This window comes from Azospira inquinata (assembly GCF_018905915.1).
In the GTDB taxonomy this organism is placed as follows: Bacteria; Pseudomonadota; Gammaproteobacteria; order Burkholderiales; family Rhodocyclaceae; genus Azospira; species Azospira inquinata.
The window spans coordinates 1,393,104-1,418,696 of record NZ_CP064782.1 but is presented as its reverse complement, the minus strand read 5'-3'; the positions used below and the strand labels follow the sequence as shown (position 1 = coordinate 1,418,696).

The following is a 25,593-nucleotide window of genomic DNA, read 5'->3' as shown; positions in this document are numbered from 1 at the left end:
TTGTATGGCCGCTTCCGGCCGACAGCCAACCTCCGCCTCCTTACCCCTCCCAGTCGTAATCCACCGTCAGCGGCGCATGGTCTGAGAAGCGCTGCTCTTTGTAGATGCTGGTTTGCAAGGCTTTAGCGCCCAGGCCCGGGGTGGCGATCTGGTAGTCGATACGCCAGCCCACGTTCTTGGCCCAGGCCTGGCCCCGGTTGGACCACCAGGTGTAGGCCTCGCCCGTGGTGTCCGGGTGCAGGTGGCGGTATACGTCCATCCAGCCCTGTTCGTCCAGGACCCGGGTGAGCCAGGCCCGTTCTTCCGGGAGAAAGCCGGAATTTTTCTGGTTGGATTTCCAGTTTTTCAGGTCGATTTCCTGGTGGGCGATGTTCCAGTCGCCGCACAGCACCACTTCCCTGCCTTCCGCCTTGAGGGTGGCCAGGACCGGGAGGAATTCGTCCAGGAATTGGAATTTGGCTTCCTGCCGTTCCGGGGAGCTGGAACCGGAGGGCACGTAGACGGGAATGACCGAGAGCTGGCCGAAGTCGGCCCGGAGGTAGCGGCCTTCCGCGTCGAAGCCCGGATGGCCGATGCCCACGGTGACCCGGTCCGGCGCCTGGCGGCTCCAGATGCCCACGCCGCTGTAGCCTTTCTTTTCCGCGTAGTGGAAATGGCCGTGGAATGGGCCCCGGCCCGATTCGGGGGCAAACATGTCCGGGCTCAGGTCTTTTTCCTGGGCTTTCAGTTCCTGGAGACAGACCACGTCCGCCTCCTGGGCCGCCAGCCATTGGGGTAGGCCCTTGCTCCAGGCGGAGCGGATGCCGTTGAGATTGAGGGAGATGATGCGTAACATAGCCGCGTTGCGCCCGGAGGGCGTGTTAGGAAGTGTTATGGATTTTCGTCAGGAATTTATCGAATTCGCCGTGGCCCGGGAGGTGCTCCGTTTCGGCGAATTCAAGACCAAGGCCGGGCGCCTCTCGCCCTATTTCTTCAACTCCGGGCTGTTTAACGACGGCGCTTCCCTGGGTAAGCTGTCCCAATTTTACGCGAAAGCCATCGAGGCAGCGGCCCCCCCGTGCGACATGCTCTTTGGCCCGGCCTACAAGGGCATTCCCCTGGTGGCTGCCGTGGCGGTGGCCCTGGCGGGGCAAGGGCGCAACCTGCCCTACGCCTTCAACCGCAAGGAAGCCAAGGACCATGGGGAAGGCGGCACCATCGTGGGCGCCCCCCTCTCTGGCCGGGTGCTGATTGTGGATGACGTGATTTCTGCCGGTACCTCGGTGCGGGAATCGGTGGAACTGATTCGCGCCGGGGGCGCCACCCCCGCCGGGGTGGTCATCGCCCTGGACCGCATGGAGCGGGGCAAGGGCGAGTTGTCCGCTGTCCAGGAAGTGGAGCGGGATTACGGCATTCCGGTGATTGCCGTGGCCAGTCTTCAGGATCTGATGGCCTTTCTGGAAGGGCGCCCCGATCTGGCCGCCTTCCGGCCCGCCATCGGCGCCTATCGGGACCGTTACGGTGTGGCGGCCCGCTAGCCTCCTGCTCTTGCTGCTCACCGCCCTGCCTGCCGGGGCGGGGCAGCTCTACTGCTGTCAGGACGCCCACGGCCACAAGGTGTGCGGAGATACGGTGCCGCCCCTGTGCCAGAAACGGGGCTACCAGGAACTCAATCCCCAGGGGGTGGTGACCCGCCAGGTGGAAGGGCAACTGACCCCGGAACAGCAGGCCCGTCGGGCGGCGGAGCTGGAAAAGCAAAAAGCCCAGGATCAGGCGGCCAAGGAGCAGAAGCGCAAGGATCAGGCTCTGCTCAACATGTATGCCAGCGTGCAGGATATCCAGGAGCAGCAGACCCGCAGCCAGCAGGACATCACCCTGCAACAGCGCCAGCTCCAGGGGCGCTTGAACGAAGCCCTGAAACGGCGCACCCATTTGCAGAATGAGGCGGAGTTTTACCGCAACAAGCCCATGCCGCCGGACCTGACCAAACAGGTGAAGGACAACGGCTACGACATTCGCAGCCTGCAAGACCAGTTGAACCAGAAACGGCAGGAGCTAGGCGCCGCCAATGCCCGCTACGAAGCGGACCGGAAGCGCTACCAGGAGCTGATCAGCGGCCATAACGGCGAGCTCCATCCGGCCCTGGCGCCCCATTGAGGCGTCTCTTTCCCCTGGGGCCCAGGCCCCATCCCCTTGTATGACCCCCCGTGCTGCCTTCTTCCTCGGCTGCCGCGCCCTAGCGCCCCTGCTCCTGGGTACCGTGCCCTTCGGCCTGATTTACGGGGTGGTGGCCCTAAGGTCCGGCCTTTCCCCCGTGGCGGCGGTGGCCATGTCCTCCGTGGTTTTTGCCGGTTCTGCCCAATTCGTTCTGGCCCAGCTCCTGGGGGCCGGGGCCTCGGCCCTGGTGATGCTGGCCACCGTGACCCTGATCAACCTGCGCCATCTCCTCTATAGCGCCTCCGTGGCCCCCGTCCTGGCGGGCCGCAATCGCCTCTGGAAAGCCCTGCTGGCCTACCTGCTCACCGACGAAGCCTACGCGGCGGCCATTCCCCATTTGCTGGAGGGGGATAAACAGGGGCAGGCCCATTGGATACTCCTGGGGGCGGGCTTCAGCCTCTGGTCCGGCTGGCAGCTGGCGACTTTGGCCGGGGTGGTGCTGGGCAGCCAGCTGCCCCCGGAATTACCCCTGGATTTTGCCGCCACCCTGACCTTTATCGCCATTGCCGTGCCCCTCATTCGCCGTCGGGCCCAGGCCGTGGCGGCCCTGGTGGCCGGGACGGTGGCGGTGCTGGGAGCCCTCTGGCCCTATAAGCTGGGCCTGTTTGTGGCGGCCCTGGCCGGATTGGGGGCGGGAGCCCTGTTTCTACCCCGGCGGACTGCCCCTGGTGGGCAGGAAGGGCGCCATGGATAGGGTGGGCTGGATATTCCTGGGGGCCGGGGCGGCGACCTTTCTCCTGCGCTTTTCCTTTATCGCCCTCCAGGGCCGCCTGGGGACGCCCCGCTGGTTCGTGGCGCTCCTGCCCCTGGTGCCTGTAGCGGCGCTGGTTGCCCTGGTGACTCCCGACCTGTTTTTGCTCCAGGGCCGTTTCCACCTGGGCGCCCGCACGGCGGCGGGGTTGGTGGCGGTAGGGCTGGCCGCCTGGCGGCGCAATACCCTGCTCACCATCGGTGGCGGTTTCCTTGCCCTGCTGGTGTTTTCCGCCTGGCCCGGTGGCTTGCCCTAGGGGGGCGGGCGCGGACAAAGAAAAAGGGCGGCTCCAGGCCGCCCTTTTTTGATTGCTGCCCTAGGGGGCTTAAGCGCCCAGTTTGGCTTTCAGCAGTTCATTAACCTGCTGGGGATTGGCCTTGCCCCGGGCGGCCTTCATGACCTGACCCACCAGGGCGTTGAAGGCTTTTTCCTTGCCGGCCCGGAATTCCTCCACGGATTTCTGATTGGCGGCCAGCACTTCTTCCACCAGCTTTTCGATGGCGCCGCTGTCCGTGATCTGCTTCAGGCCCTTTTGCTCGATGATCTGGTCGGCGCTGGCGCCTTCCCCGGCCCACAGGGCTTCAAAAACCTTTTTGGCGATGCTGTTGGAAATGGTGTTGTCGCCGATGCGGGCCACCAGACCGGCCAGCTGTTCCGCGCTTACCGGGGATTGGCCCAGGGCCTTGTCTTCCTTGTGCAGGCGGGCGGCTAGTTCTCCCATTACCCAGTTGGCAGCGGTCTTGGCCTGGGCCTTGCCCGCCAGGCGCACCACGGCTTCAAAGTAGTCGGCGGTGTCCAGAGCGGCGGTGAGGGTGGCGGCGTCGTAGCCGGAGAGGCCATAGTCGGCCATGAACCGATCCCGCTTAGCACCGGGCAGTTCGGGCAGTTCTGCCTTAACCCGTTCCACCCATTCCGGGGCGATCACCAGGGGCAGCAGGTCCGGGTCGGGGAAGTAGCGGTAGTCGTGGGCGTCTTCCTTGGTGCGCATGGCCCGGGTTTCCCCGGTGCTGGGATCGAAGAGCACGGTGGCCTGCTGGATGCGGCCCCCGTCTTCCAGGGTGTCGATCTGCCACTGGACTTCGTAGTCGATGGCCTGCTGCATGAAGCGGAAGGAGTTGAGGTTCTTGATTTCCCGCCGGGTGCCGAATTCCGGGTCCCCCTTGCGGCGCACGGAGACGTTGGCGTCACAGCGGAAGGAGCCTTCCTGCATGTTGCCGTCGCAGATGCCGATCCAGGTGACCAGGGCGTGGAGGGCCTTGGCGTAGGCCACAGCCTCGGCGGAGGAGCGCATGTCCGGCTCGGAAACGATTTCCAGCAGGGGCGTACCGGCCCGGTTCAGGTCGATGCCGGTCTTGTTATGGAAGCCTTCATGGATGGATTTGCCCGCATCCTCTTCCAGGTGGGCCCGGGTCAGGCGCACCACCTTTTCCGTGGCCTGTTCCCCTTCCCCGAGGCGCAGGGTGATACCGCCGCCGGACACCACGGGCAGCTCGTACTGGCTGATCTGGTAGCCCTTGGGCAGATCCGGGTAGAAGTAGTTTTTCCGGGCGAAAACGGAACGGGGGGCCACCTGGCCGCCCACCGCCAGGCCCAGCTTAATGGCGCATTCCACCGCCGCCCGGTTTAGTACCGGGAGCACCCCGGGCAGGGCCAGGTCCACGGCACAGGCCTGGACATTGGGCTCGGCGCCGAAGGCGGTGGCGGCGCTGGAGAAAATCTTGGAGCAGGTGGCCAGTTGCGCGTGGGTCTCGATACCGATGACCACTTCCCAGTTGCTAGCACTCATGGGGCATTTCCAGGAAAAATCGTTAAGAGGTTAAAAACAGTCGTGTTTGCGGGGATCCACCTGGATGGGCCACAGGTAATCCACCGCGTCGCCGCTGCATTGGGCGCGGCAATTGGCGAAGGCCACGGTGACCCGGGGGCCCTGCTCCCACATATGCACGGCGCAGTCCCCGGCGTTGGCGGCCAGGGCGATCTGGGGCAGGGTGCCGGTCTGGCGGAAATCCTTCAGATCGAAATGGCAGCTACCCTGGTTGGGAATATCCACATTGGCGCTGAATTGCTGCACCTGGGCTTCCTTCACCAGCAGCTGGATGCTGCCGCCGTAGCCGTTATCGTCCCGGAAGGCGCAACGGGTTTGCACATTCAGGGGACGGACCGGCATGGGCGCCAGTTTGCGTTTGGACAGGTGTTTCAAGGGGGCGTTGATCAGCACCCCGGACGGGGTTACGGCGGGAGCGCCCACCCCTTCTTCTTCCACCGGCGCCTGGCCGGGAGGCGTGGCGCAACCGGCCAGGATCAGGGCGGCCAGCAGTCCCGCCGCCCCGAGGCGGAGCGGTAAGGGGGAGGGGCACAGGGGGCGGGCCACGGCGCCTTCCCCTTACTCCAGGCCGGCGGGCTGGCGCTGATGCCAGTCCGTGGCCTGTTGGTAACGGTGGGCCACGTTGAGCAGCCGGGCCTCGTCAAAATAGTTGCCGATGAGCTGGAGCCCCACGGGCAGGGGCTTGTCTGCCCCGCCCACAAAGCCGCAGGGCAGGGACATGCCGGGCAGGCCCGCCAGATTCACCGCAATGGTGTAAATGTCGGACAGGTACATCTGCACCGGGTCCCCGGACTTGGCGCCCAGCTTGAAGGCCGGGGTGGGGCTGGTGGGCCCCAGGATAACGTCGCACTGGGCGTAGGCGGCGGCAAAGTCGTCGGCGATGAGGCGGCGGATGCGCTGGGCCTGGAGGTAATAGGCGTCGTAATAGCCGTGGGAGAGCACGTAGGTGCCAATGAGGATGCGCCGCTTCACTTCCTCGCCGAAGCCCTGGGCCCGGCTCTTGCAGTACATGTCGTTCAGGTCCCCGTATTCCGGGGCCCGATAGCCGTAGCGCACCCCGTCGAAGCGGGAGAGGTTGGAGCTGGCTTCCGCCGGGGCGATCACGTAGTAGGCGGGCACGGCCAGCTTCATGCTGGGCAGGCTGACTTCTACGGTTTCCGCCCCCAGTTCCCGATAGGTGGCGATGGCGGCCTGGATGGTGGCCATGACTTCCGTGTCACAGCCCGCCTGTTCCTCAGCGCCGAAAAATTCCTTGGGCAGGCCGATTTTCAGCCCGGCCAGAGGCTTGGCCCCGGCGGGGGCGTCCAGCAGGCGGCCGTAATCTTCCGGCGTCCGTTCCAGGCTGGTGGAATCCTTGGGGTCAAAGCCCGCCATGGTGTTCAGCAGCAGGGCGCAATCTTCGGCGCTGCGGGCCATGGGGCCCGCCTGATCCAGGGAGGAGGCGAAGGCGATCATGCCCCAGCGGGAAACCACCCCGTAGGTGGGCTTCAAGCCGGTGAGGTTGCACAGGGCGGCGGGCTGGCGAATGGAGCCCCCCGTGTCCGTGCCGGTGGCGGCGGGAGCCAGCCGGGCGGCCACTGCAGCGGCGGAGCCGCCGGAGGAGCCGCCGGGCACCCGTTCCTGATCCCAGGGGTTTTTTACCGGCCCGAACCAGGAGGTTTCGTTGGAAGACCCCATGGCGAATTCGTCCATGTTGGTCTTGCCCAGATTCACGGCCCCGGCAGCGTCAAATTTCTGGATCACCGTGGCGTCATAGGGGCTGACGAAATTGGCCAGCATGTGGGAGCCGCAGGTGGTGCGCCAGCCCTGGGCACAGAAAATGTCCTTCTGGGCCAGGGGGATGCCGGTCAGGGGACCCCCATCTCCGGCGGCCCGCCGGGCGTCGGCGGCCCGGGCCTGGGCCAGGCTACGCTCCCCATTCACAGTGATGTAGGCGTTAATGGCCGGGTTGTGACGGGCGATCCGGTCCAGGTAGAGCTGGGTCAGTTCCACGCTGGAAATTTTCTTGTCGGCTAAGGCCTGCGACAGTTCTTTGAGGCTGGCGTTGATCATGGCGTTTCTGAGGGTGGCTGGCGGCGGCGGAAGCTCCCGGGGGGAGCGGCGGCCGGACCGCGACGGATGAAGGGGGTCGGAATCGGACGCTGGAAAAGGAAACGGGGGAAGGGACGCAGTTCCAAAGGAAAAGGGCCCCGGACCCTGCCCTATTCGATGACCTTGGGCACCAGGTAAAGCCCGGCTTCCGTTTCCGGGGCCACGGCCTGGAAGGCGGCTCGCTGGTCGGATTCGGTCACCCGGTCTTCCCGGAGGCGTTGGGGCAGGTCCTGGGCGTGGGCCATGGGGGCCACACCGGCGGTATCCACGGCCTGCATGGCCTCGATCAGGGAGAAAATACCGTTCAACTGGCCCAGGGTGGCATTGGCCTCCGCGTCGGTGATTTCGATGCGGGCCAGATGGGCAATGCGATGGACTTCGTCGAGGGAAAGAGACATGGGCTTGCCTGCGGTAAGGTCTTATACCGGAAAGCTTTATAAGGTATCATAAAACCTTTACCCCAGCAGCCTTGTACGGAATCTTCCCCCCATGTTCGGTTTTCTACGCAGCTATTTCTCCAATGACCTGGCCATTGACCTGGGCACGGCTAACACCCTGATTTACTGTCGCGGCCAGGGCATCGTTCTCGATGAACCCTCCGTGGTGGCAATCCGCCTGGAAGGCGGCCCCAATGCCAAGAAGACCATCCAGGCGGTGGGTAAGGAAGCCAAGTTGATGCTGGGCAAAACGCCCGGTTCCATCACCGCCATCCGTCCCATGAAGGACGGGGTGATCGCGGACTTCACGGTGACTGAGCAGATGCTCAAGCAGTTCATCAAGAAGGTCCACGATTCCAAGCTTTTCTCCCCCTCCCCCCGTATTATCATCTGCGTCCCCTGCGGCTCTACCCAGGTGGAACGTCGGGCCATCCGGGAATCCGCCATCGGTGCCGGGGCTTCCCAGGTTTACCTGATTGAGGAACCCATGGCCGCCGCCATCGGCGCCGGTCTGCCCGTGGCCGATGCCACCGGCTCCATGGTGGTGGATATCGGTGGCGGTACCACGGAAGTGGGGGTCATCTCCCTGGGCGGCATGGTTTACGCCGGTTCCGTGCGGGTCGGCGGTGATAAGTTCGACGAGTCCATCATCAACTACATCCGCCGTAACTACGGCATGTTGATTGGTGAAACCACGGCGGAAAACATCAAAAAGGAAATCGGGTCCGCCTTCCCGGGTTCCGAAGTGAAGGAAATGGAAGTGAAGGGTCGCAATCTGGCCGAGGGTATTCCCCGCAGCTTCACCATTTCTTCCAACGAAATTCTGGAAGCCCTGACCGATCCCCTGAATTCCATCGTCTCCGCCGTCAAGAGCGCCCTGGAACAGACCCCTCCCGAACTGGGAGCGGACATCGCGGAAAAGGGCATGGTGCTGACCGGTGGTGGCGCCCTGCTGCGGGACCTGGATCGCCTGCTCATGGAAGAAACCGGCCTGCCCGTGATCGTGGCCGAAGATCCCCTGACCTGCGTGGTGCGGGGCTCTGGCATGGCCCTGGAAAAGATGGACAAGCTTGGCAGTATCTTCGCTTCCGAGTAAATTTCGGCTGGGTAATCGGTCCGCCGGGGGCTCCCTTCCCCGCCCGCTGATTACCCTTCCCGCTATCTCCGCCGCCTTCGGGCGGCTTTGACGTTCTGAAAGACCACCGTGGCCGGCATCGACCACATACCACCACCTTTCTTCAAACGGGGCCCGGCGCCCGTGGCCATGCTCTCCCTGTACCTGGGGCTGAGCCTGTCCCTTCTGGTGCTCGACCACCGTTTCCACTACCTGGAATGGGTGCGCCAAGGCGTGTCCATGGTCACCGCGCCCCTACACATGGTGGCCCACGCCCCCGGGGAGGCGGCTTATCAGCTGGGTGACTACTTCACCACCCTGACCGAGCTGCAAAAAGAAAACGGCCAGTTGAAGCACTCCCAGCTGGCGGTGGCCACCACCCTGCAACGGGTCCAGCATCTGGAAGCGGAAAACGCCCATCTGCGGGCCCTGCTGGGGGCCAAGGAACACCTGCCCGCCGGCGGCCAGATGGCCCAGATCCTCTACGCCGCCCGGGACCCCTTTTCCCGTCGGGTGATTGTGGACAAGGGCCTGCAGGACAAGGTGGCAGCGGGCCAGCCGGTGGTGGATCACCGGGGCCTGATCGGCCAGGTGACCCGAGTTTATCCCATGGTTTCGGAAGTTACCCTGATCACGGATAAGGATCAGGCGGTGCCGGTCCAGGTGGTACGCTCCGGACTTCGCTCCGTGGTGTTCGGTCTGGGCAATGGCCAGCTGGAGCTGCGCTTTCTCCCCGCCAATGCGGATGTGCAGAACGGCGACCTAATTGTCACCTCCGGTCTGGACGGGGTTTTCCCCGCCGGTTTCCCCGTGGCCAAGGTGATTTACATCGAGCGGGACACCACCTACACCTTCGCCCGCATCATCTGCGCCCCCGTGGGTTCGGTGGAAAGCTTCGGCGAAGTGCTTATCCTCAATCCCCGGGAAGCCCTGCCTCCCCGGCCCCCGGAAAATCCCCGCAACAACGACATCGCCCCCGCCCCCACGCCGGACACGGTCGCCGGCAACCGGCGGGCCAACCAGCCCGCGCCGGTGCGGACCAAGGTCCAGCCAGCGGCCAAAGCGGCGGGCAAATAGGGAGGTCCCATGCAATCCTCGTTCACCTCCTCCCGCATCCTGCTGCCGGTCCGGCCCTGGTTCATTTTCTTTTCCCTGTTCGTGGCCCTGCTGCTGAATTTGCTGCCCACGGCCCGGTGGCCCGCCATGCCCGACTGGGTGGCCCTGACCCTGTGCTTCTGGAGCTTGCGGGAATTCCGCCGGGTGGGCATGGGCTGGTCCTTTCTCTTCGGGGTGTTGATGGATGTGGCGGACGGCAGCCTGATGGGCCAGCATGCCCTGGCCTATGTGCTCCTCTCCTACGGCGCCACCAGCCTGTCCCGGCGCATTCTCTGGTTTCCCCTGGGGCAGCAGGCTTTGCAGATTTTCCCTCTGCTCATGCTGGTCCAGCTCATTCAGGTGGGCGCCCGCATGATGGCTGGCGCTGCCTTCCCCGGCCTGGGTTATCTCATGGGCCCCTTCCTGGCGGCCGCCCTGTGGGTGCCCGCCACCTATATCCTGCTGCTACCCCAGTACCAGCCGGTGGAGCGGGACGAAAACCGTCCCATCTGAGTTCCGGGACCGTTTCCCATGCCTTTTAACGACTTCAACGCGCCGGATCGGGAGGTGGAGCAGTATCGCTACCGCCTGGGGGTGGCCGGTGCCCTGGTGCTGATCGCCTTCATTCTCCTGGTGGGCCGCTTTGTCTGGCTCCAGGTGGTGCAGAACGATTACTACAGCACCCGGGCCGAAGAAAACCGTATTTCCCTGGTGCCCATCCTGCCCAATCGGGGCCTGATCATGGACCGGAACGGGGTGGTGCTGGCCCGCAACTACTCCGCTTTTACCCTGGAAATTACCCCCTCCAAGGTGGATGGTCCCCTGGATGAGGTGATCGACGCCCTGGGTCAGCTGGTGGAAGTGACCCCCAAGGACCGGAAACGCTTCCGCAAGCTTCTGGAAGACGCCAAGAATTTTGAGTCCATCCCCATCCGCACCCGGCTGACGGATGAAGAAGTGGCCAAATTCGCCGCCAATCGCTACCGCTTTCCCGGGGTGGAGGTGAAGGCCCGCCTCTTCCGCCAGTATCCCCTGGGGGAACTGGCTTCCCACGCCCTGGGCTACATCGGCCGGGTCAACGACAATGACCTGAACCGTATTGCGGACGCGGAAGAAGACGCCAATTACAAGGGCACGGAACACTTCGGCAAATCCGGTCTGGAGCAGCATTACGAATTCCAGCTGCACGGCAAGACCGGCTATCAGGAGGTGGAAGTGGATGCGGGGGGCCACGCGGTGCGGGTGCTCTCCCGTACCCCCCCGGTGTCCGGCAATAACCTGACCCTGACCCTGGATTCCAAGCTCCAGGAAATCGCCGAAACCGCCTTCGGTGCCCGGCGGGGCGCCATGGTGGCCATCGACCCCACCACCGGCGGCATTCTGGCCCTGGTCTCCAAGCCCACCTATGATCCCAACCTGTTTGTGGACGGCATCCGCCCGGATGACTGGGATGGCCTGAACAACAACCCGGACAAGCCCATGCTCAACCGGGCCATCTACAGCGCCTACCCCCCGGGCTCCACCTTCAAGCCCTACATGGCCCTGGGGGCCCTGGAACTGGGCAAGCGTACGGCCTCCCAGGCCATCATGGACCCGGGCTTTTTCAATTTCGGCGGACACCAGTTCCGGGATGACAAAAAGGGCGGCCACGGTCGGGTGGATCTCTACCAGTCCATCGTCCAGTCCTGCGATACCTATTACTACATGCTAGCCAACGATATGGGTATTGACGCAATTTCCAAGTTCGTCGGCCAGTTCGGCTTCGGTCAGCGTACCGGGGTAGATATTGAGGGGGAAGCGGAAGGGGTGCTGCCCTCCCCTGCCTGGAAGCGGCGCCGCTTCAAGCGTCCCGAACAGCAGAAGTGGTACGCCGGGGAAACCATTTCCATCGGTATCGGCCAGGGCTACAACGCCTACACCCCCATCCAGCTGGCCCAGGCCGTGGCGACCCTGGCCAACGATGGGGTGATGTACCGGCCCCATCTGGTCAAATACATCACGGACGCCCGCAGCGGTGCCCGTACCGTGGTGGAACCCAAGCCGGTGCGGGTCATTCCCCTGAAGCCGGAAAATATCGCCACCATCAAGCGGGCCATGGTGGGGGTGAATAAGGAAGGGACGGGGGCCCAGGCCTTTGCCGGGGCGCCCTATGAGTCCGGTGGCAAGACCGGTACGGCCCAGGTGTACAGCCTGAGGGGAGAAAAATACGCTGCCGGCCGGGTGCGGGAACATTTGCGGGACCATGGCCTGTTCATCGCCTTCGCCCCGGCGGACAAGCCCCGCATCGCCCTGGCGGTGTTGGTGGAAAATGCCGGTTTCGGCGCCCAGTCCGCCGGACCTATCGCCCGCATGGTGATTGACTACTATCTCCTGGGCAAGGTGCCCAAGGGCCCGGCGGCGGACATCAAGACCGGGAATGACACGGGCGGGGACGAGAGCGGCCATGCATCAGTTGATTAGGCGCCTGTGGGGCCGGTTTTCGGCCCATCTGGACCCCTTCCTCACCTGGGTGGCCCTGGCCCTCATGGTGGTGGGCTCCATGACCGTTTATTCCGCCACCTACGTGGGTAACAGCCGCCTGCTGCCGGAAATGGTGAATCTTTTTTCCGCCTTCCTGCTCATGTGGTTCGTCGCCCGCATGCCACCCCAGACCCTGATGCGCTTCGGCATTCCCCTCTACGTGCTGGGGCTCATTCTGCTGGTGGGGGTGTGGGTAGCCGGGGTCAAGGTGAATGGGGCCAAGCGCTGGCTGAACATTGGCGTGACCCGTATCCAGCCCTCGGAAATCATGAAAATCGCCATGCCCCTGATGCTGGCCTGGTACTACCAGTGTTATGAAGCCTCCCGGAACTGGCGCCAGCACTTGGTGGCGGCGGTGCTGCTGCTGGTGCCCGTGGCCCTGATCGCCAAACAGCCGGACCTGGGTACCGCCATTCTGGTGGCGGCGGCGGGCTTTTACGTGATTTTCCTGGCCGGTTTGCCCTGGAAGGTGATCCTGGCCATGCTGGCCGCCGCGGGGGCTGCCGCCCCCATGATTTGGAACGTGCTCCACGACTACCAGCGCAAGCGCATCCTGACCCTGCTAGACCCCAGTTCCGATCCCCTGGGGGCGGGCTATCACATTATCCAGTCCACCATCGCCATCGGTTCCGGGGGCATCTTCGGCAAGGGCTGGCTGAACGGCACCCAGACCCACCTGGAATTTATCCCGGAAAAGCACACCGACTTCATCTTCGCTGTCTTTTCCGAGGAATGGGGCCTGATTGGCAATCTGGTGCTAGTCATGCTTTACCTGCTGCTCATCGGCCGAGCCATGGTCATTGCCGCCAACGCTCCCACCCTGTTTACCCGCCTGCTTGGGGGCTCCATCACCCTGATTTTCTTCACCTACGCCTTCGTCAATATGGGCATGGTGAGCGGCATTTTGCCCGTGGTGGGGGTGCCCCTGCCCTTTATCAGCTATGGCGGGACCGCCCTGGTGACCCTATTCCTGGGCCTGGGCATCCTCATGAGCATCCAGACCCACCGGATGCTGGTGAAAAAGTGAAGCCTGCTGCTCCCACCGGTCTGGCTGCGGCCCTGGCCACCCTGTATCTGGTGGGCTGTAGCGGTGCCCCGTCCCGGGCCCCGGTGGATGGGGCCGACTCCCCCTATGGGGGCTACTACGGCAGCAACCCGACCCCCAGCAAGGTCCGCCGGCCCCTGGTCCTAAAAAAAGGGGGGGGCTATTACAAGGACGACGGCCCCCTGGAAGACATTCCGGACAACATCGACGAAATTCCCGATGCGGTACCCCGGCTGGAGCCCTTGAACCGCTTCGCCAACAAACCCTACGAAGTGCTGGGCAAGGAATACGTGCCCAATACCTCCCTCCAGCCCTACAAGGCGGTGGGGGTTGCCAGCTGGTACGGGAAAAAATTCCACGGCCAGAAGACCTCCATCGGCGAACCCTACGACATGTTCGCCATGACCGCCGCCCATCCCACCCTAGCCATTCCCTCCTATGTGCGGGTCACCAACACCCACAACGGTCGTTCTGTAGTGGTGCGGGTGACGGACCGGGGCCCTTTCCACGCGGACCGGGTCATCGACCTGTCCTACACCGCCGCCCACAAGCTGGGGCTAGTGGCCACGGGCAGCGGCGAAGTGGAAGTGGAAGCCATCGTGCCCGACCTCACCGGGGTTTCCTACGCCCAGGTGGCGCCGCCCATGCCCGTGCGCCCGAGCCGCCGCAGCAATACGGCCGGTCAGGATCGGGATGAGCTGGGGGAACTGGCCATGCGTCTGGAGACGGAAGATCAGCATCTGGCCGGCACAGCTCCCGCCGCCCGGGCCCTGGGCCCGGGGGTTTATCTCCAGTTGGGGGCCTTTTCCAGCCAGGAAAACGCGGAAAGCCTGCGGGCCCGTCTGGCCCGGGATCTGGACTGGCTGAGCCAGAGTATGCAGATCAACAGCCAGGCGGGCATCCACCGCTTGCAAGTGGGCCCCTACCCCAATCGGGCCGAAGCGGACAAAGTGGCGGAGCGCATCCGCGTCTCCCTGGGCTTCAAGCCCACCTTTGTGACCCGCTGACCCCAGTCCCGGCAGCCTCCGGGCGCCTGCCTTCGACTTGCCCCTTCCCTTCTGCCTCTCCTCTGTAGGGAGGTGGAGGGTGTTCCCCCCCTGTCCTCCCATCCATTCTCTGATGCCGTTCGATGACAATTGCAAATAGTTTGCCGTATGCATATTCTGTCCGAGGGCGTTACCAGGGGCTTAGCCCCCATGCCCTGGATCGGCTCTCTTGCCGCTGGGGCCGGTGAAAAGCAGGCAGCGGCACCTTTTCTCAGGAGTGGATCGCCATGAAAACGTCACCGATGAAATGGATGGGTCGTAGTCTGAAAGGCTTGGGGCTGGCGGGTCTGGTGTTGGGTAGCGGGGCCGTGTTTGCCCAGCAATCGGCCTGCGTCAGCCTGCTGGTGGGGGCCGGGTATGCGGCCTGGATGCGGGTGGTATCGGGGGATTACGCCACGGACTGGTCGGATTCCTTCCCCATCGGCCAGACCCGTTGTAAATCCCTGGCGGCCATTGGGGACGGCCAACCCTATACGGTGCAGATCAGCGCCGTGCTAGGATCCAGTAAGGTGCCCTGTCAGCCGGCCAACCTGAAGCGGGTGGCCAGCGCCCCCGGCTCCGTGACCTACCAAGCCTGGGGAACCACCCTCAATGTGAAGTGTGAAATGCCGTCAGCGGACGGGGTGTCCAATGCGGATACTTCCGTCATGCCTAGCAAGGCGGGCAAAGCGGCGGCACAGAAGCTGAAGAGCCATGGGGATACCCTGAAGCCCGAATAGCTGCTGGCCTATTCCAGCCATTGCAAAGGGGCCGGGAGGCCCCTTTTTCGTTCCAGGGCAGGGGGCAGCGCTTTGGACACGGGGCCCTAAAGCCCCTCCGCCCCCGGCGTGGTCTTGAATATGAAGGCGGCCTTGTGGATGTCGGTCATCCACACCAGGCCATCCCCCACCTGCCCGGTCTGGGTGACCTCGATAATGCGCTGGAAGAGGGCTTCTGCTACCTGGTCTTCCGCCACGATTTCCAGGCGCACCTTGGGGGTGTAGTCGGTGAGCTCTTCCTTGATGGAGTTGCCGGGACGCCGGGCGGGGGCGCTACAGCCTTCGGCCTTGGTCACGGTCATGCCGGGGAAACCGGGCACGGTGCGCAGGGCGTCCCGCAGGGCGGTCAGTTTATTGGGGCGGATTACCGCCTTGATTTCTTTCATGGCGCAGTCTCCCGTAGGGCGGGGGAAAAGAAAGGGGGCCGGTCAGTTTGGGAAGGGGCCGGGAAGGCTGCCCCGACCCCAGCCACTTTAAGCTTCCACCGGTTTTTCGTCGAACCACTTATAAAGGGTGGGCAACACCACCAGGGTGAGCAGGGTGGAGGTAATGAGGCCGCCGATCACCACAATGGCCAGGGGCCGCTGCACCTCGGACCCCGGTCCGTTGGCGAAAAGGAAGGGAATGAGGCCCAGCATGGCCACGGTGGCGGTCATCATCACCGGGCGAAAGCGCAGGGCGGCCCCCTTCACCACCGCTTCTTCCACGGACAGGCCTTCGGCCCGCAGATTGCGGATATAGGAGACCAGCACCACCCCGTTTAGCACGGCAATACCCCAGAGGGCGATGAAGCCCACGGAGGCGGGCACGGACAGGTATTCCCCGGTGACAAAGAGGCCGATGATGCCGCCGATGGAGGCAAAGGGCAGGACCAGAATAATCAGGGTGGCCATGCGCAGGGACTTAAAGAGCAGGAAGAGAAGGAAAAAAATGGCACCGACGGTGATCGGGATGATCACCGCCAGGTGCCCCAAGGCTCGCTCCATATTCTGAAACTGGCCGCCCCACTCCAGGTAATAGCCTTCCGGCAATTTCACCTGTTGATCCACCTTTTGCTGGAGCTCGGCCACGAAACTGCCCAGATCCCGGTCCTTCACATTGACGCCCACCACGATGCGGCGCTTGCCCATTTCCCGGCTGATTTGGGCCGGGCCGTCTTCCAGGCGAATATTGGCCACGGCTTCCAGGGGCACCTGGACCCCGGAGGGGGCGGTGACCAGCACCCGGCGGATGGCTTCCACGTCCCCCCGGTAGCTTTCCGGCAGGCGCACGGTAGCGGCAAAGCGCCGTTCCCCTTCGTAAATGTCCGTGGCTTCCTTGCCGCCGATGGCGGTCTCAATCACGTCGTGCACGTCGCTGGCGTTGAGGCCCAGGCGGGCAATGGCCTGGCGGTCGATTTCCACCACCAGATATTGCTGGCCGGTGATCCGTTCCACCCGCAGATCCTGGGCGCCCTGGATGGACTGGGCCACCTTGGCGATGGCTTCCGCTTTGGCTTTGAGTACCTGGAGGTCGTCCCCGAAAACCTTGACGGCGATGTCGGAACGGACCCCGGTGACCATTTCATCCACCCGGTCCGAAATGGGCTGGGCCATAACAATCTGCACCCCGGGCAGCACCTTGAGCTTGTCCCGCATGGCTTCCGCAATGTCATCCTGGTTCCAGCCCTTGGGCCATTCGGCCCGGGGCTTGAGGCTGACGATGGGGGAGGACTCGTTGGGCCCCTGGGGATCGGCGGGGGATTCCCCCCGGCCCACCCCGGAAACCACGGATTTCACCCCGGGCACGGTCATGATGAGTTTTGTGGCCTGCATTTCCATTTTGATGGACTCGGCCAGGGAAATATTGGGCACCCGATTAATGCCGGGAACAATGGAGCCTTCCTTCATTTCCGGGATAAAGGCGGTGCCCAGGAAGGGCAGGAGCAGCAGGGCGCCAGCAAAGGCCCCCAGGGCCACGGTCATGGTGCGGCGCCGGTTATCCAGGGCCAGATGGAGCAGCTGCAGGTAGGGCCGCTTCATGGCCGCAATCACCCGGGTATCGTGGTCCCCGCCCCCTGCCTTCACCTTGAGCAGATAGGAAGAGAGTACGGGGGAAAGGGTCAGGGAAAGGACCAGGGAAATAGCCAGGGCGATGGCGATAGTAAAGGCCAGGGGGGAGAACATCTTGCCCTCCATGCCTTCCAGGGTCATCAGGGGCAGGAACACCAGAATAATGATGCCCACCCCGAAAATCACTGGGGTGGCCACCTCTGTCACCGCCCGGAAAATGGTGCGCACCCGGCTTTCCCCGGGCTCGGCCCGGCCCAGGTGGGCGAAGGCGTTTTCTACCACCACCACGGAACCATCCACCATGAGGCCGATGGCGATGGCCAGGCCCCCCAGGGACATGAGGTTGGCGGAAAGGTGGACCTGGTTCATGACCATGAAGGTGAGCAGGGGGGTGAGAATCAGGGTGCCCACCACAATGACCGCGGAACGGATGTCCCCCAGGAAGAGGAGGAGGATCAGGACCACCAGCACCACCCCTTCCATGAGCACCTTGGTGACCGTATGCACCGCCGCATCCACCAGTTCGGAGCGGTCGTAGTAGGGAACGATCTTCAAGCCGTCCGGGAGCATGCCCTTGCGGTTGATTTCATCCACCTTGGTCTTGATGCGGGCGACGATTTCCTTGGCGTTGCCGCTGGCGATCATCATCACCACGGCCCCTACGGATTCGGTGACCCCGTTTTTCACCACGGCCCCCTGGCGGGGGGCATGGCCGAAGGTGACATCGGCCACGTCCCGCACGTACACGGGCACCCCATCCACCTCCTTCAAAACAATGGAGCGGATGTCGTCCAGGTTCTTCACCAGGCCCACGCCCCGGATCAGGTACTGCTCCGCGTAGTGGGGCAGGACGCCGCCGCCAGAATTGGCGTTATTGCGACCCACCGCCTGGTACACGTCCGCCACGGTGAGGCCGTAGTGGCGCAGCCGGTCTGGGTTCACCAGTACCTGGTACTGCTTTTCGTAGCCACCCTGGGAATTGATTTCCGCCACCCCGGGAATGGAGCGCAGCAGGGGGCGCAGTACCCAGTCCTGGACGATACGGCGCTGGGTCAGCTCTTCCTGGGTGAGGGCCCGGTTGCCGTCATCGGGCCGTTCCAGGGTGTATTGGTAAACCTCCCCCAGGCCCGTGGAGACGGGGCCCAGCACCGGGGTGACCCCCTGGGGCATGCGGGAACCCACCTCCAGCAGCCGTTCCATGACCAGCTGACGGGCGAAATAAACGTTCGTGTCGTCGGTGAAGACCAGGGTGATGAGGGATAGGCCGGGCTTATTCAGGGAGCGCATTTCGGTGAGGCCGGGCATGCCGGTCATGCCGATTTCCAGGGGCACGGTGGCAAAGCGCTCCACCTCTTCCGGGGAGCGGCCCGGGGCCTCGGTGGCGATCTGTACCTGAACGTTGGTGACGTCCGGAAAGGCATCCACGGACAGCTTGCGCGCCGCGTTCACGCCGAACACCAGCAGCACCACCGCAATCACTGCCACGATGAGGCGCTGCTTGAGGGCGGCCCGGATCAGGGATTCGATCATGAGCGGCCCCTCCCCATCTCAGGGTGGGGGGCGGGGCAGGGCAGGGCGGAGTGAAGGGGGAGGGTCATGCGCCGCCCTCCAGTTCCTTGGCCTGACGCTGGTTGTTCAGGTGGAAGGCCCCATCCACCACAATGGGTGTGCCTTCCTTGAGGCCGGAGAGCACCACCCGATGGCCGGCGGTTTCCGGCCCCAGGGTCACCGGGATGAGCCGGAACTGGCCGGGTTTGAGCTGCTGGAACACATAGTCCCCGTTATCCTGGCGGACCACGGCGGCGGCGGGGATCACCAGCCGGGGCCGGGCCTTGCCAGCGATCAGCATGGTGGCCAGCATGGCCGGCTTAAGGCGCCGTTCCGGGTTTTGCAACACGGTCCGTACCATTACCGTGCGGGTTTCCGGATCCACCGTATCCCCCACGTAAATGAGCTTGCTATGGAGCCGCTCCCCGCCCAGGGCCGGGATTTCCAGTTCCACATCCTGACCGGGCTGAACCAGGGCCGCTTCCTGCTCCGGCACGTCCGCCACGGCCCACAGCTGGCCCAAGTCGGCCACGGTAAACAGGGCATCGGCGGGGGCCACCACCTGGCCCTGGGTGACCTTCCGTTCCACCACCGTGCCCGCAATGCTGGACAGCACCGGAGTGACCGAGTTGATGGTGCCTCGGCGGCCCAACTGGGCCACATCCCCTAGGGACATGCCTAGCACCCGCAGCTGGTCGGCGGCGGCCTGGCGTTCCGCCTGGGCGATGGCCGCCTCGTTTTCCCGGCGTTGCAGTTCGGCCTTGCCGATCACGTCGGCGGAATAGAGCTGTTGGGCCCGGTCCACGTTGCGTCGCTCCAACTGGGCCTGGGCATTGGCTTTGAGAAAAGCCAGCTGGGCGTCGCTCAGTTCCGTGCTGTTGAGCTGGGCCAGGGGCTGACCGGCTTTGACGTTTTGGCCCAGGATGGCGCTTACCTGGGTGATGCGGCCGGTGACCGTGGCGCCGATGCGGGCCAGATGCTGTTCATCAAAATCCAGGCGTCCGGCCACCCGCAGGGTTTCGCTGATGGGGGCGCTGCCCACGGTGGCCACCTTGATCTGGTTCGCTAGGTCCGGGCCGATGGTGACCAGATTGGGGTCCGTCGGCGCGGCGGCGGGGGGCGGCGCTTCCTTGTGGCAGGCGGCCAGGAGGGCCAGACCGGCCAGGCTCAGGGCCAGGCGCAGGCGAAAAGGGTGACGGGAACAGGGAGTACAGGCAGAGGGCGTGGGGGCGTGGGGGAAAGACATGGTTATTGTTCCTGGGGGCGGGGCGTCAGGGGGGTGCCGACCAGGCGGTCGATATCCACCAGGGCGGCACGCAATTCATAGCGGGCGGTGATCAGCTCATTGCGGGCGGAGCGGTACACCCGCTGGGCATCCAGGTAGTCCAGAATGCCCCGCTCACCGAAGCGGTAGGCGGCTTCGGCCACCTTGAGGGCGGATTCGGCCTGACGCAGGATGCCCTGCTCCAGGGCGGAAACCTGGCTGTTGGCGATCTGATATTGCTGATAGGCGTTTTCCAGGGCCCGCTGCTGGGCGAATTCCTGATCCGTGAGCCGGTTCCTGGCCCGGGAGAGATTGGCGACGGCGCTGCCGATGGGCCCGCTGCGCCGGTCCCAGAGGGGGATGGTGACCGCCACCCCCACTTTATTGGTACGCAGGTCCGGGTCCGTGTCCCGGGTGGCCTTGAGGGCCACTTCCGGCAGGCGCAGGCGGCGCTCCAGTTCCAGCTGACGCTGACTCCGGTCCGCTTCCGCCCGAGTCTGGGCCAGATCCGGGCTGTTTTTCAGCATGGTCTGGCGCAGGGCTTCCAGGGCGGCGGGGGGCGCCGGGTCCGTGGTCGGAACCACGTTGAAATCCGGGGGTAGGGCGGCGCCCACCGCCTGGCGCAGCATGGCCTTGGCCTGCTCGCCCCGCAGCTGGGCGCTTTGCAGGGCCTTCTGGGCGTTGAGCAATTCCGCGTCGGCCTTGATCAGTTCATAACGGGGCGCTTCCCCCGTTTCCACCCGCACCCGGACCCGGTTGCGGATGGCTTCTATCAGGGACAAATCTTCCCGGGCCGCCTTCTGCTCGGCCTGACGCCGGATCAGTTCGTAATAGGCCAGCTTGATGCGGGCCGCCAGCTCGCTTTCATAGCTGCGGCTGGCGGCGTGGGTGGCGGCCAGCCCCGCGTCCGCCACATCGATGCGGGCGGAGCGCACCGGGGGTAGGTCCAGACGCTGGGTCAGGGTGACGCTGTCCGAATGACCGGCGTTGGTGCCTGGGGTGCGGGCCCGGGCGTTACCGCCCAGGTATTCGATTTCCGGATTGGGGAAGGCCCCGGCGCTGACCACGTCGGAACGGGCCGCCTGGACGCTGTCCCGGGCGGCTTGCAGGCCCGGATTGCTGGTGGCGGCCAGGCGCAGCAATTGCTCCAGGCCGTAGTTGTCGGCTCGGGCGGCGAAGGCGGAACCGGCCAGGAGCAGGGCCGCCAGGGTGGTGGGGATAAATCGTGGTTTCATGGGGGCGAACGAGCAAGGCATATGCCAAATTCAGAAACGGGAGCCGGGGAAAATCCCGGCATTGCCGCGCCGTCCCCGGTGGAACCAGGGTTTTCGCCCTTTTTTGTGCTCCGGGGAGGGGTGGGTCAGATAAGGGTCAGAAGTCTGACGCAAAACTGACGGAGCGGATTCTAGCGCACCCCATGGGGGCGGAATTGGGGTTTTTTGTAACGAAATGGGGCGGCCCCCCCTGGGCCCCTTTGGGGGCGGCGAGCCGCCACCGGCCTAGCCCCGGAAGCCCGCCTTTGGAGCCCCCGGACGGCCCGGCGCCGGGGAGGGCGCCCCGGCGGCCTTTTCGCCCTGGGTTATAATTCCCGCTCCCCCTTCAGGTCACTTTCCATGCGTCCCTTTTTGCGTAACCTCGGTATTTCCTTCGCTTTCCTGGCGTCCCTGTGGGGCGCCGCTCCCGCCAGCGCCCAGCAGATGCCCCCCACCCCGGACATCGCTGCCAAGGCCTGGCTGCTGCTGGAAGTGGGCTCGGGCCAGGTGCTGGCCTCGGTGAATGGGGAACAGCGGGTGGAACCCGCTTCCCTGACCAAGCTGATGACGGCCTATCTGACCTTCTCCGCCCTGCATCAGCGGGTCCTGTCCCTGAACCAGACCATTCCGGTATCGGAAAACGCCTGGAAGGTCCAGGGCTCCCGCATGTTCGTGGAGCCCAATAAGCCGGTGACGGTGGAGGAGCTGATCCAGGGCATGATCGTCCAGTCCGGCAATGACGCCTGTATCGCCCTAGCGGAAGCCATTGCGGGCTCGGAGGCCCGTTTTGCGGACATGATGAATCAGCAGGCCGCCAAGCTGGGCATGAAAAATACCCATTTCATGAACCCCACGGGCCTGCCCGATCCCCAGCACTACACCACGGCCCGGGATCTGTCCCTGCTGGCCACGGCCATCATTCGGGACTTTCCCGCGGAGTACGCCAAGTACTACTCCATGAAGCAGTACCGCTATAACAACATTACCCAGCCCAACCGCAATCGCCTGCTGTGGGCCGATCCCTCCGTGGATGGGATGAAAACCGGCCATACGGAAAGCGCCGGCTATTGCCTGATCGCCTCCGCCAAGCGGGACGGGCGGCGCCTCCTCTCCGTGGTGCTGGGCACCTCCTCCGACGGGGCCCGGGCCGGGGAATCCCAAAAGGTGCTGAACTTCGGCTATCAGTATTACGATGCCCCCCGCCTCTTTGCCCGCAACCAGGCGGCGGCCAATGTGACCGTTTTCAAGGGCCAGAGCGGCACGGTGAAGGCCGGTTTCCCCTATGACTTCGCCGTGGCCGTGCCTAAGGGCTTCGGCAACCGCATCCAGACCCAGATCGTGCCCCAGAAGGCCCTGGTGGCCCCAATCAAGGCCGGGCAGCGGGTGGGCACCCTGAAGCTCACCCTGGACGGCAAGCCCTACGGGGAATTTGCCCTGCAAGCTCTGGAAGACGTGCCCCTGGGCGGCTTCTTCACCCGCCTGTGGGACAGTATCCGGCTCTGGTTCCAATAATTTTCAAGGGAAGGGCATTGACCATGACGGTCTATCTCAACGGTGACTATCTGCCCCTGGAAGAGGCCCGCATTTCCCCCATGGACCGGGGCTTTCTCTTCGGTGACGGGGTTTATGAAGTGATCCCGGTCTATTCCCGGCGCCCCTTCCGCCAGGCCGAACACCTGGCCCGCATGGGGCGCAGCCTGGCCGCTATCCAGTTGGCCAATCCTCTAGACGAGGCGGCCTGGGGCCAGGTGGCCCAGCGCCTAATCGGGGAAGAGGCTGCGGAGGATCAGGCTGTCTATCTCCAGGTTACCCGGGGGGCGGCGCCGATCCGGGATCAGGCTTTTCCCCAGCCCCCCGTCCCCCCCACCGTTTTCGCCTTTGCCGCGCCCCTGGTCACTTCCTCCCCGGCAGTGCTGGCCCGGGGCGTGTCCGCCATTACCACCCCGGATTACCGCTGGCAGCGCTGCGATCTGAAGGTCCTGTCCCTGGTGGCCAATGTGCTGCTGCGCCAGCAGTCCGTGGATGCGGGCTGCGCCGAAACCATTATGCTGCGGGACGGCTTTCTCTCCGAAGGCTCTTCCTCTAACATCATGGTGGTGCGGAACGGCACCCTGGTGGCGCCCCCCAAGAGCCATCTCATTCTCCCCGGGGTGACCTACGACGTGGTGCTGGAACTGGCCGCCGCCCACGGTCTGCCCCACGATATCCGCCCCGTGAGCGAAGCGGAACTCCGCAGCGCCGACGAGGTCTGGATTACATCCTCCACCAAGGAAGTGCTGCCCGTTACCCGCCTGGACGACCAGCCCGTGGGTGCCGGCGTGCCCGGCCCCGTAGGCCAGCAGATGATCGCCTGGTACCAGGACTTCAAGCGCCAGATCATGCGCCACGCGGACCGCTAAGCCCTGCCTCTGCCCCGAGCCTGTCATGAGCCAAGAACAAAAGCCCCTGTTGGATTTTCCCTGCGATTTCCCCCTGAAAATCATGGGCCGCATGGAAGCCACCTTCTCCCAGGAAATCCTCACCCTGGTGCAAAGCCACGCCCCGGACTTCGACGGTTCCACCATGGAAATGCGCCCCTCCGCCAAGGGCAACTACCTCTCCCTCACCTGCACCATCCGCGCCACCTCCCGGGAACAACTGGACAACCTCTACCGGGCCCTGACCTCCCATCCCTTGGTGAAGGTGGTGTTGTGAGCCACCCGGCGAGGGGCCCCATGCAGGGCATGGGGATCGACGGCAAGGCGAGCAACACCAGGCGCCGAGAAGGGGTTATGGCCGTGGCAAACCCAGGTGCAGGCGCCGTTGTGAGCCACCCGGCGAGGGGCCCCATGCAGGGCATGGGGATCGACGGCAAGGCGAGCAACACCAGGCGCCGAGAAGGGGTTATGGCCGTGGCAAACCCAGGTGCAGGCGCCGTTGTGAGCCACCCGGCGAGGGGCCTTTATTTTTTGAAAGCAGCAGCGTGAATCAATCTCTGATCGTGCGGGACCTGGGGCTGGTGGAATACCAGCCTACCTGGCAGGCCATGATGGACTTCACCGCCGCCCGTACTCCGGAAACTCCGGATGAGCTTTGGCAGGTGCAGCATCCCCCGGTGTTCACCCTGGGGCAGGCGGGCAAGCCGGAACATGTACTGCGGGACATCGGGGTGCCCGTGGTCCATATCGACCGGGGCGGCCAGGTGACCTACCACGGGCCTGGTCAGGCAGTGGTTTATCTGCTGGTGGATTTGCCCCGGCGCCATCTCAAAATCCGGGAACTGGTCACCCACATTGAGCAGGCGGTCATTGACCTGTTGGCCGAGCTGGGGGTGACGGCCTGCCGCCATGAAGGGGCCCCCGGCGTTTATGTGGGGCCCGCGAAAATTGCCGCCCTGGGCCTGCGGGTGCGGCACGGCTGCTGCTATCACGGGGTCAGCCTCAACGTGGATATGGATCTGGCCCCATTCAAGGCCATTAATCCCTGCGGGTACGCCGGAATGCCGGTGACCCAACTCAAGGATCTGGGCGTGGCGCTCACGGTGTCACAAGCATCGGCGGCCCTGACCCGGCATCTGGCACAACAACTGGAGACAAACCCATGAGCAGCGAACGCGGCGTAAAAGAAAAAGGCGAAGCCAAAACCGCCCGGATTCCCATCAAAATCGTTCCCCGGGACGAAGTTTTGCGCAAACCCTCCTGGATTCGGGTCAAGGCGGGTAATGACCAGGGCCGTTTCGGCGAAATCAAGCGCATGCTCCGGGAACAGAAGCTGCATACGGTTTGCGAAGAAGCCTCCTGCCCCAACATCGGCGAATGCTTTGGCCGGGGCACCGCCACCTTCATGATCCTGGGAGATATCTGCACCCGCCGCTGCCCCTTCTGTGACGTGGGCCATGGCAAGCCCCTGCCCCCCGACCCCCTGGAACCGGCCCATCTGGCGGAATCCGTGGCCCGCCTGAAACTGCGCTACGTGGTCATCACCAGTGTGGATCGGGACGACCTACGGGACGGGGGCGCCCAACACTTCGTGGATGTCATCAAGGCCGTGCGGGAAGCCTCCCCGGAAACCACCATCGAAACCCTGGTGCCCGATTTTCGCGGCCGCATGGACATCGCCTTGGACATCCTGGGCCAGGCCTTGCCCGACGTGCTCAACCACAACCTGGAAACCGCGCCCCGGCTCTACAAGCAGTCCCGCCCCGGCGCCGACTACGCCCACTCCCTGGAATTCTTAAAGCAGTTCAAAGCCCGCTACCCGGCGGTCTCCACCAAGTCCGGCCTCATGGTGGGGCTGGGTGAAACGGACGAGGAAATCCTGGACGTCATGCGAGACCTGCGCGCCTACGACGTGGAACTCCTCACCATCGGCCAATACCTGGCCCCCTCCAACCACCACCTGCCCGTGGTTCGCTACGTTCATCCAGATACCTTCAAGATGTTCGAAGATCAGGCGAAAATCATGGGATTTTCCGGCGCTGCCTGTGCAGCAATGGTACGTTCCAGCTATTGGGCTGATCGGCAGGCGGAAACGGCGGGAGTTGTTGTAAATTCCATCGATAAATGAGAATGAACATAGATATTTGAGAACGTACAACGCTATTTGAGACTGTGAACTCGG

Annotated in this window: 25 protein-coding genes; 16 read left to right on the top strand and 9 right to left on the bottom strand. The window is 64.3% G+C overall.

Features of this window, described 5'->3' with window-relative positions; all coding sequences use genetic code 11:
• Window positions 1-40 precede the first annotated feature (40 nt).
• Window positions 41-835, bottom strand: a complete 795-nt coding sequence (locus Azoinq_RS06465; protein WP_216130799.1) for an exodeoxyribonuclease III — start codon at window positions 833-835, stop codon at window positions 41-43.
• A 37-nt stretch (window positions 836-872) separates the two neighbouring features.
• Between Azoinq_RS06465 and pyrE the strand changes: the two genes are divergently transcribed.
• From pyrE to Azoinq_RS06445, 4 genes are read left to right on the top strand one after another with little or no spacing between them, the layout of a single operon-like run.
• A complete protein-coding gene (gene pyrE, locus Azoinq_RS06460) occupies window positions 873-1,517 on the top strand; it encodes an orotate phosphoribosyltransferase (RefSeq protein WP_216130801.1) in 645 nt (214 codons plus the stop codon).
• Window positions 1,501-2,136 (top strand): DUF4124 domain-containing protein, encoded by a 636-nt coding sequence (locus Azoinq_RS06455; RefSeq protein ID WP_216130803.1) that lies wholly within the window; start codon window positions 1,501-1,503, stop codon window positions 2,134-2,136. The genes pyrE and Azoinq_RS06455 overlap by 17 nt, the downstream gene beginning before the upstream one ends.
• Before the next feature lie 40 nt (window positions 2,137-2,176).
• Window positions 2,177-2,890, top strand: coding sequence for an AzlC family ABC transporter permease (locus tag Azoinq_RS06450; RefSeq protein WP_216130806.1), 714 nt, complete (start codon window positions 2,177-2,179; stop codon window positions 2,888-2,890).
• Window positions 2,883-3,203 (top strand): AzlD domain-containing protein, encoded by a 321-nt coding sequence (locus Azoinq_RS06445; protein ID WP_216130808.1) that lies wholly within the window; start codon window positions 2,883-2,885, stop codon window positions 3,201-3,203. The genes Azoinq_RS06450 and Azoinq_RS06445 overlap by 8 nt, the downstream gene beginning before the upstream one ends.
• A 69-nt stretch (window positions 3,204-3,272) precedes the next feature.
• On the opposite strand, the gene gatB is transcribed toward Azoinq_RS06445, so the two are convergent.
• From gatB to gatC, 4 genes are all read right to left on the bottom strand, one after another.
• Window positions 3,273-4,733 (bottom strand): Asp-tRNA(Asn)/Glu-tRNA(Gln) amidotransferase subunit GatB, encoded by a 1,461-nt coding sequence (gene gatB, locus Azoinq_RS06440; RefSeq protein ID WP_216130810.1) that lies wholly within the window; start codon window positions 4,731-4,733, stop codon window positions 3,273-3,275.
• 30 nt (window positions 4,734-4,763) lie between these two features.
• Window positions 4,764-5,318, bottom strand: coding sequence for a hypothetical protein (locus Azoinq_RS06435; protein WP_232368580.1), 555 nt, complete (start codon window positions 5,316-5,318; stop codon window positions 4,764-4,766).
• A gap of 12 nt (window positions 5,319-5,330) precedes the next feature.
• Window positions 5,331-6,824 (bottom strand): Asp-tRNA(Asn)/Glu-tRNA(Gln) amidotransferase subunit GatA, encoded by a 1,494-nt coding sequence (gatA, locus tag Azoinq_RS06430; protein ID WP_216130813.1) that lies wholly within the window; start codon window positions 6,822-6,824, stop codon window positions 5,331-5,333.
• 149 nt (window positions 6,825-6,973) lie between these two features.
• Window positions 6,974-7,261 (bottom strand): Asp-tRNA(Asn)/Glu-tRNA(Gln) amidotransferase subunit GatC, encoded by a 288-nt coding sequence (gene gatC / locus Azoinq_RS06425; protein ID WP_216130817.1) that lies wholly within the window; start codon window positions 7,259-7,261, stop codon window positions 6,974-6,976.
• Between the two features lie 91 nt (window positions 7,262-7,352).
• Here gatC and Azoinq_RS06420 point away from each other — a divergent pair, with 91 nt between their 5' ends.
• The 7 genes from Azoinq_RS06420 to Azoinq_RS06390 all read left to right on the top strand — a co-directional run bounded on the left by Azoinq_RS06420 (window position 7,353) and on the right by Azoinq_RS06390 (window position 14,839).
• Window positions 7,353-8,396 carry a rod shape-determining protein gene (locus Azoinq_RS06420; protein ID WP_216130820.1) on the top strand — a complete coding sequence of 348 codons (1,044 nt, stop codon included), beginning with the start codon at window positions 7,353-7,355 and terminating at the stop codon, window positions 8,394-8,396.
• Between the two features lie 168 nt (window positions 8,397-8,564).
• Window positions 8,565-9,491: a rod shape-determining protein MreC gene (gene mreC / locus Azoinq_RS06415; RefSeq protein WP_232368579.1), complete on the top strand. Its 927-nt coding sequence runs from the start codon at window positions 8,565-8,567 to the stop codon at window positions 9,489-9,491.
• Window positions 9,492-9,500: 9 nt separating this feature from the next.
• Window positions 9,501-10,022, top strand: a complete 522-nt coding sequence (mreD, locus tag Azoinq_RS06410) for a rod shape-determining protein MreD (RefSeq protein ID WP_216130826.1) — start codon at window positions 9,501-9,503, stop codon at window positions 10,020-10,022.
• A gap of 18 nt (window positions 10,023-10,040) precedes the next feature.
• On the top strand, window positions 10,041-11,969 hold the full coding sequence (gene mrdA / locus Azoinq_RS06405) for a penicillin-binding protein 2 (RefSeq protein WP_216130829.1): 1,929 nt from the start codon (window positions 10,041-10,043) through the stop codon (window positions 11,967-11,969).
• Entirely contained in the window at window positions 11,953-13,056 is a 1,104-nt protein-coding gene (gene rodA / locus Azoinq_RS06400) for a rod shape-determining protein RodA (protein WP_216130832.1), read from the top strand. Before mrdA ends, rodA begins: the two co-directional genes overlap by 17 nt.
• The gene (locus tag Azoinq_RS06395; RefSeq protein ID WP_232368578.1) at window positions 13,053-14,081 is read left to right on the top strand and encodes a septal ring lytic transglycosylase RlpA family protein; all 1,029 of its coding nucleotides are present in this window, start codon (window positions 13,053-13,055) and stop codon (window positions 14,079-14,081) included. Before rodA ends, Azoinq_RS06395 begins: the two co-directional genes overlap by 4 nt.
• Before the next feature lie 266 nt (window positions 14,082-14,347).
• Window positions 14,348-14,839, top strand: a complete 492-nt coding sequence (locus Azoinq_RS06390; protein WP_216130835.1) for a hypothetical protein — start codon at window positions 14,348-14,350, stop codon at window positions 14,837-14,839.
• Between the two features lie 86 nt (window positions 14,840-14,925).
• Here the strand turns inward: Azoinq_RS06390 and Azoinq_RS06385 are convergent, their stop codons facing one another.
• From Azoinq_RS06385 to Azoinq_RS06370, 4 genes are all read right to left on the bottom strand, one after another.
• Complete coding sequence (locus Azoinq_RS06385; RefSeq protein ID WP_216130838.1) at window positions 14,926-15,264, bottom strand: P-II family nitrogen regulator; 339 nt, start codon at window positions 15,262-15,264, stop codon at window positions 14,926-14,928.
• An 87-nt stretch (window positions 15,265-15,351) separates the two neighbouring features.
• Window positions 15,352-18,459, bottom strand: a complete 3,108-nt coding sequence (locus Azoinq_RS06380; RefSeq protein ID WP_216130841.1) for an efflux RND transporter permease subunit — start codon at window positions 18,457-18,459, stop codon at window positions 15,352-15,354.
• Window positions 18,460-18,523: 64 nt separating this feature from the next.
• Window positions 18,524-19,723 (bottom strand): efflux RND transporter periplasmic adaptor subunit, encoded by a 1,200-nt coding sequence (locus tag Azoinq_RS06375; protein ID WP_216130844.1) that lies wholly within the window; start codon window positions 19,721-19,723, stop codon window positions 18,524-18,526.
• A gap of 2 nt (window positions 19,724-19,725) precedes the next feature.
• The gene (locus Azoinq_RS06370; RefSeq protein ID WP_216130847.1) at window positions 19,726-20,976 is read right to left on the bottom strand and encodes a TolC family protein; all 1,251 of its coding nucleotides are present in this window, start codon (window positions 20,974-20,976) and stop codon (window positions 19,726-19,728) included.
• Between the two features lie 378 nt (window positions 20,977-21,354).
• Here Azoinq_RS06370 and Azoinq_RS06365 point away from each other — a divergent pair, with 378 nt between their 5' ends.
• The 5 genes from Azoinq_RS06365 (at window position 21,355) to lipA (ending at window position 25,539) form a co-directional block, all read left to right on the top strand.
• A complete protein-coding gene (locus tag Azoinq_RS06365) occupies window positions 21,355-22,506 on the top strand; it encodes a D-alanyl-D-alanine carboxypeptidase family protein (RefSeq protein ID WP_216130850.1) in 1,152 nt (383 codons plus the stop codon).
• Window positions 22,507-22,529: 23 nt separating this feature from the next.
• Window positions 22,530-23,393: a D-amino acid aminotransferase gene (locus tag Azoinq_RS06360; RefSeq protein ID WP_216130853.1), complete on the top strand. Its 864-nt coding sequence runs from the start codon at window positions 22,530-22,532 to the stop codon at window positions 23,391-23,393.
• A gap of 25 nt (window positions 23,394-23,418) precedes the next feature.
• Window positions 23,419-23,688, top strand: a complete 270-nt coding sequence (locus Azoinq_RS06355; protein WP_216130856.1) for a YbeD family protein — start codon at window positions 23,419-23,421, stop codon at window positions 23,686-23,688.
• Window positions 23,689-23,956: 268 nt separating this feature from the next.
• Complete coding sequence (gene lipB / locus Azoinq_RS06350; protein WP_232368577.1) at window positions 23,957-24,577, top strand: lipoyl(octanoyl) transferase LipB; 621 nt, start codon at window positions 23,957-23,959, stop codon at window positions 24,575-24,577.
• A complete protein-coding gene (gene lipA / locus Azoinq_RS06345; RefSeq protein WP_216130860.1) occupies window positions 24,574-25,539 on the top strand; it encodes a lipoyl synthase in 966 nt (321 codons plus the stop codon). The genes lipB and lipA overlap by 4 nt, the downstream gene beginning before the upstream one ends.
• Window positions 25,540-25,593 lie beyond the last annotated feature (54 nt).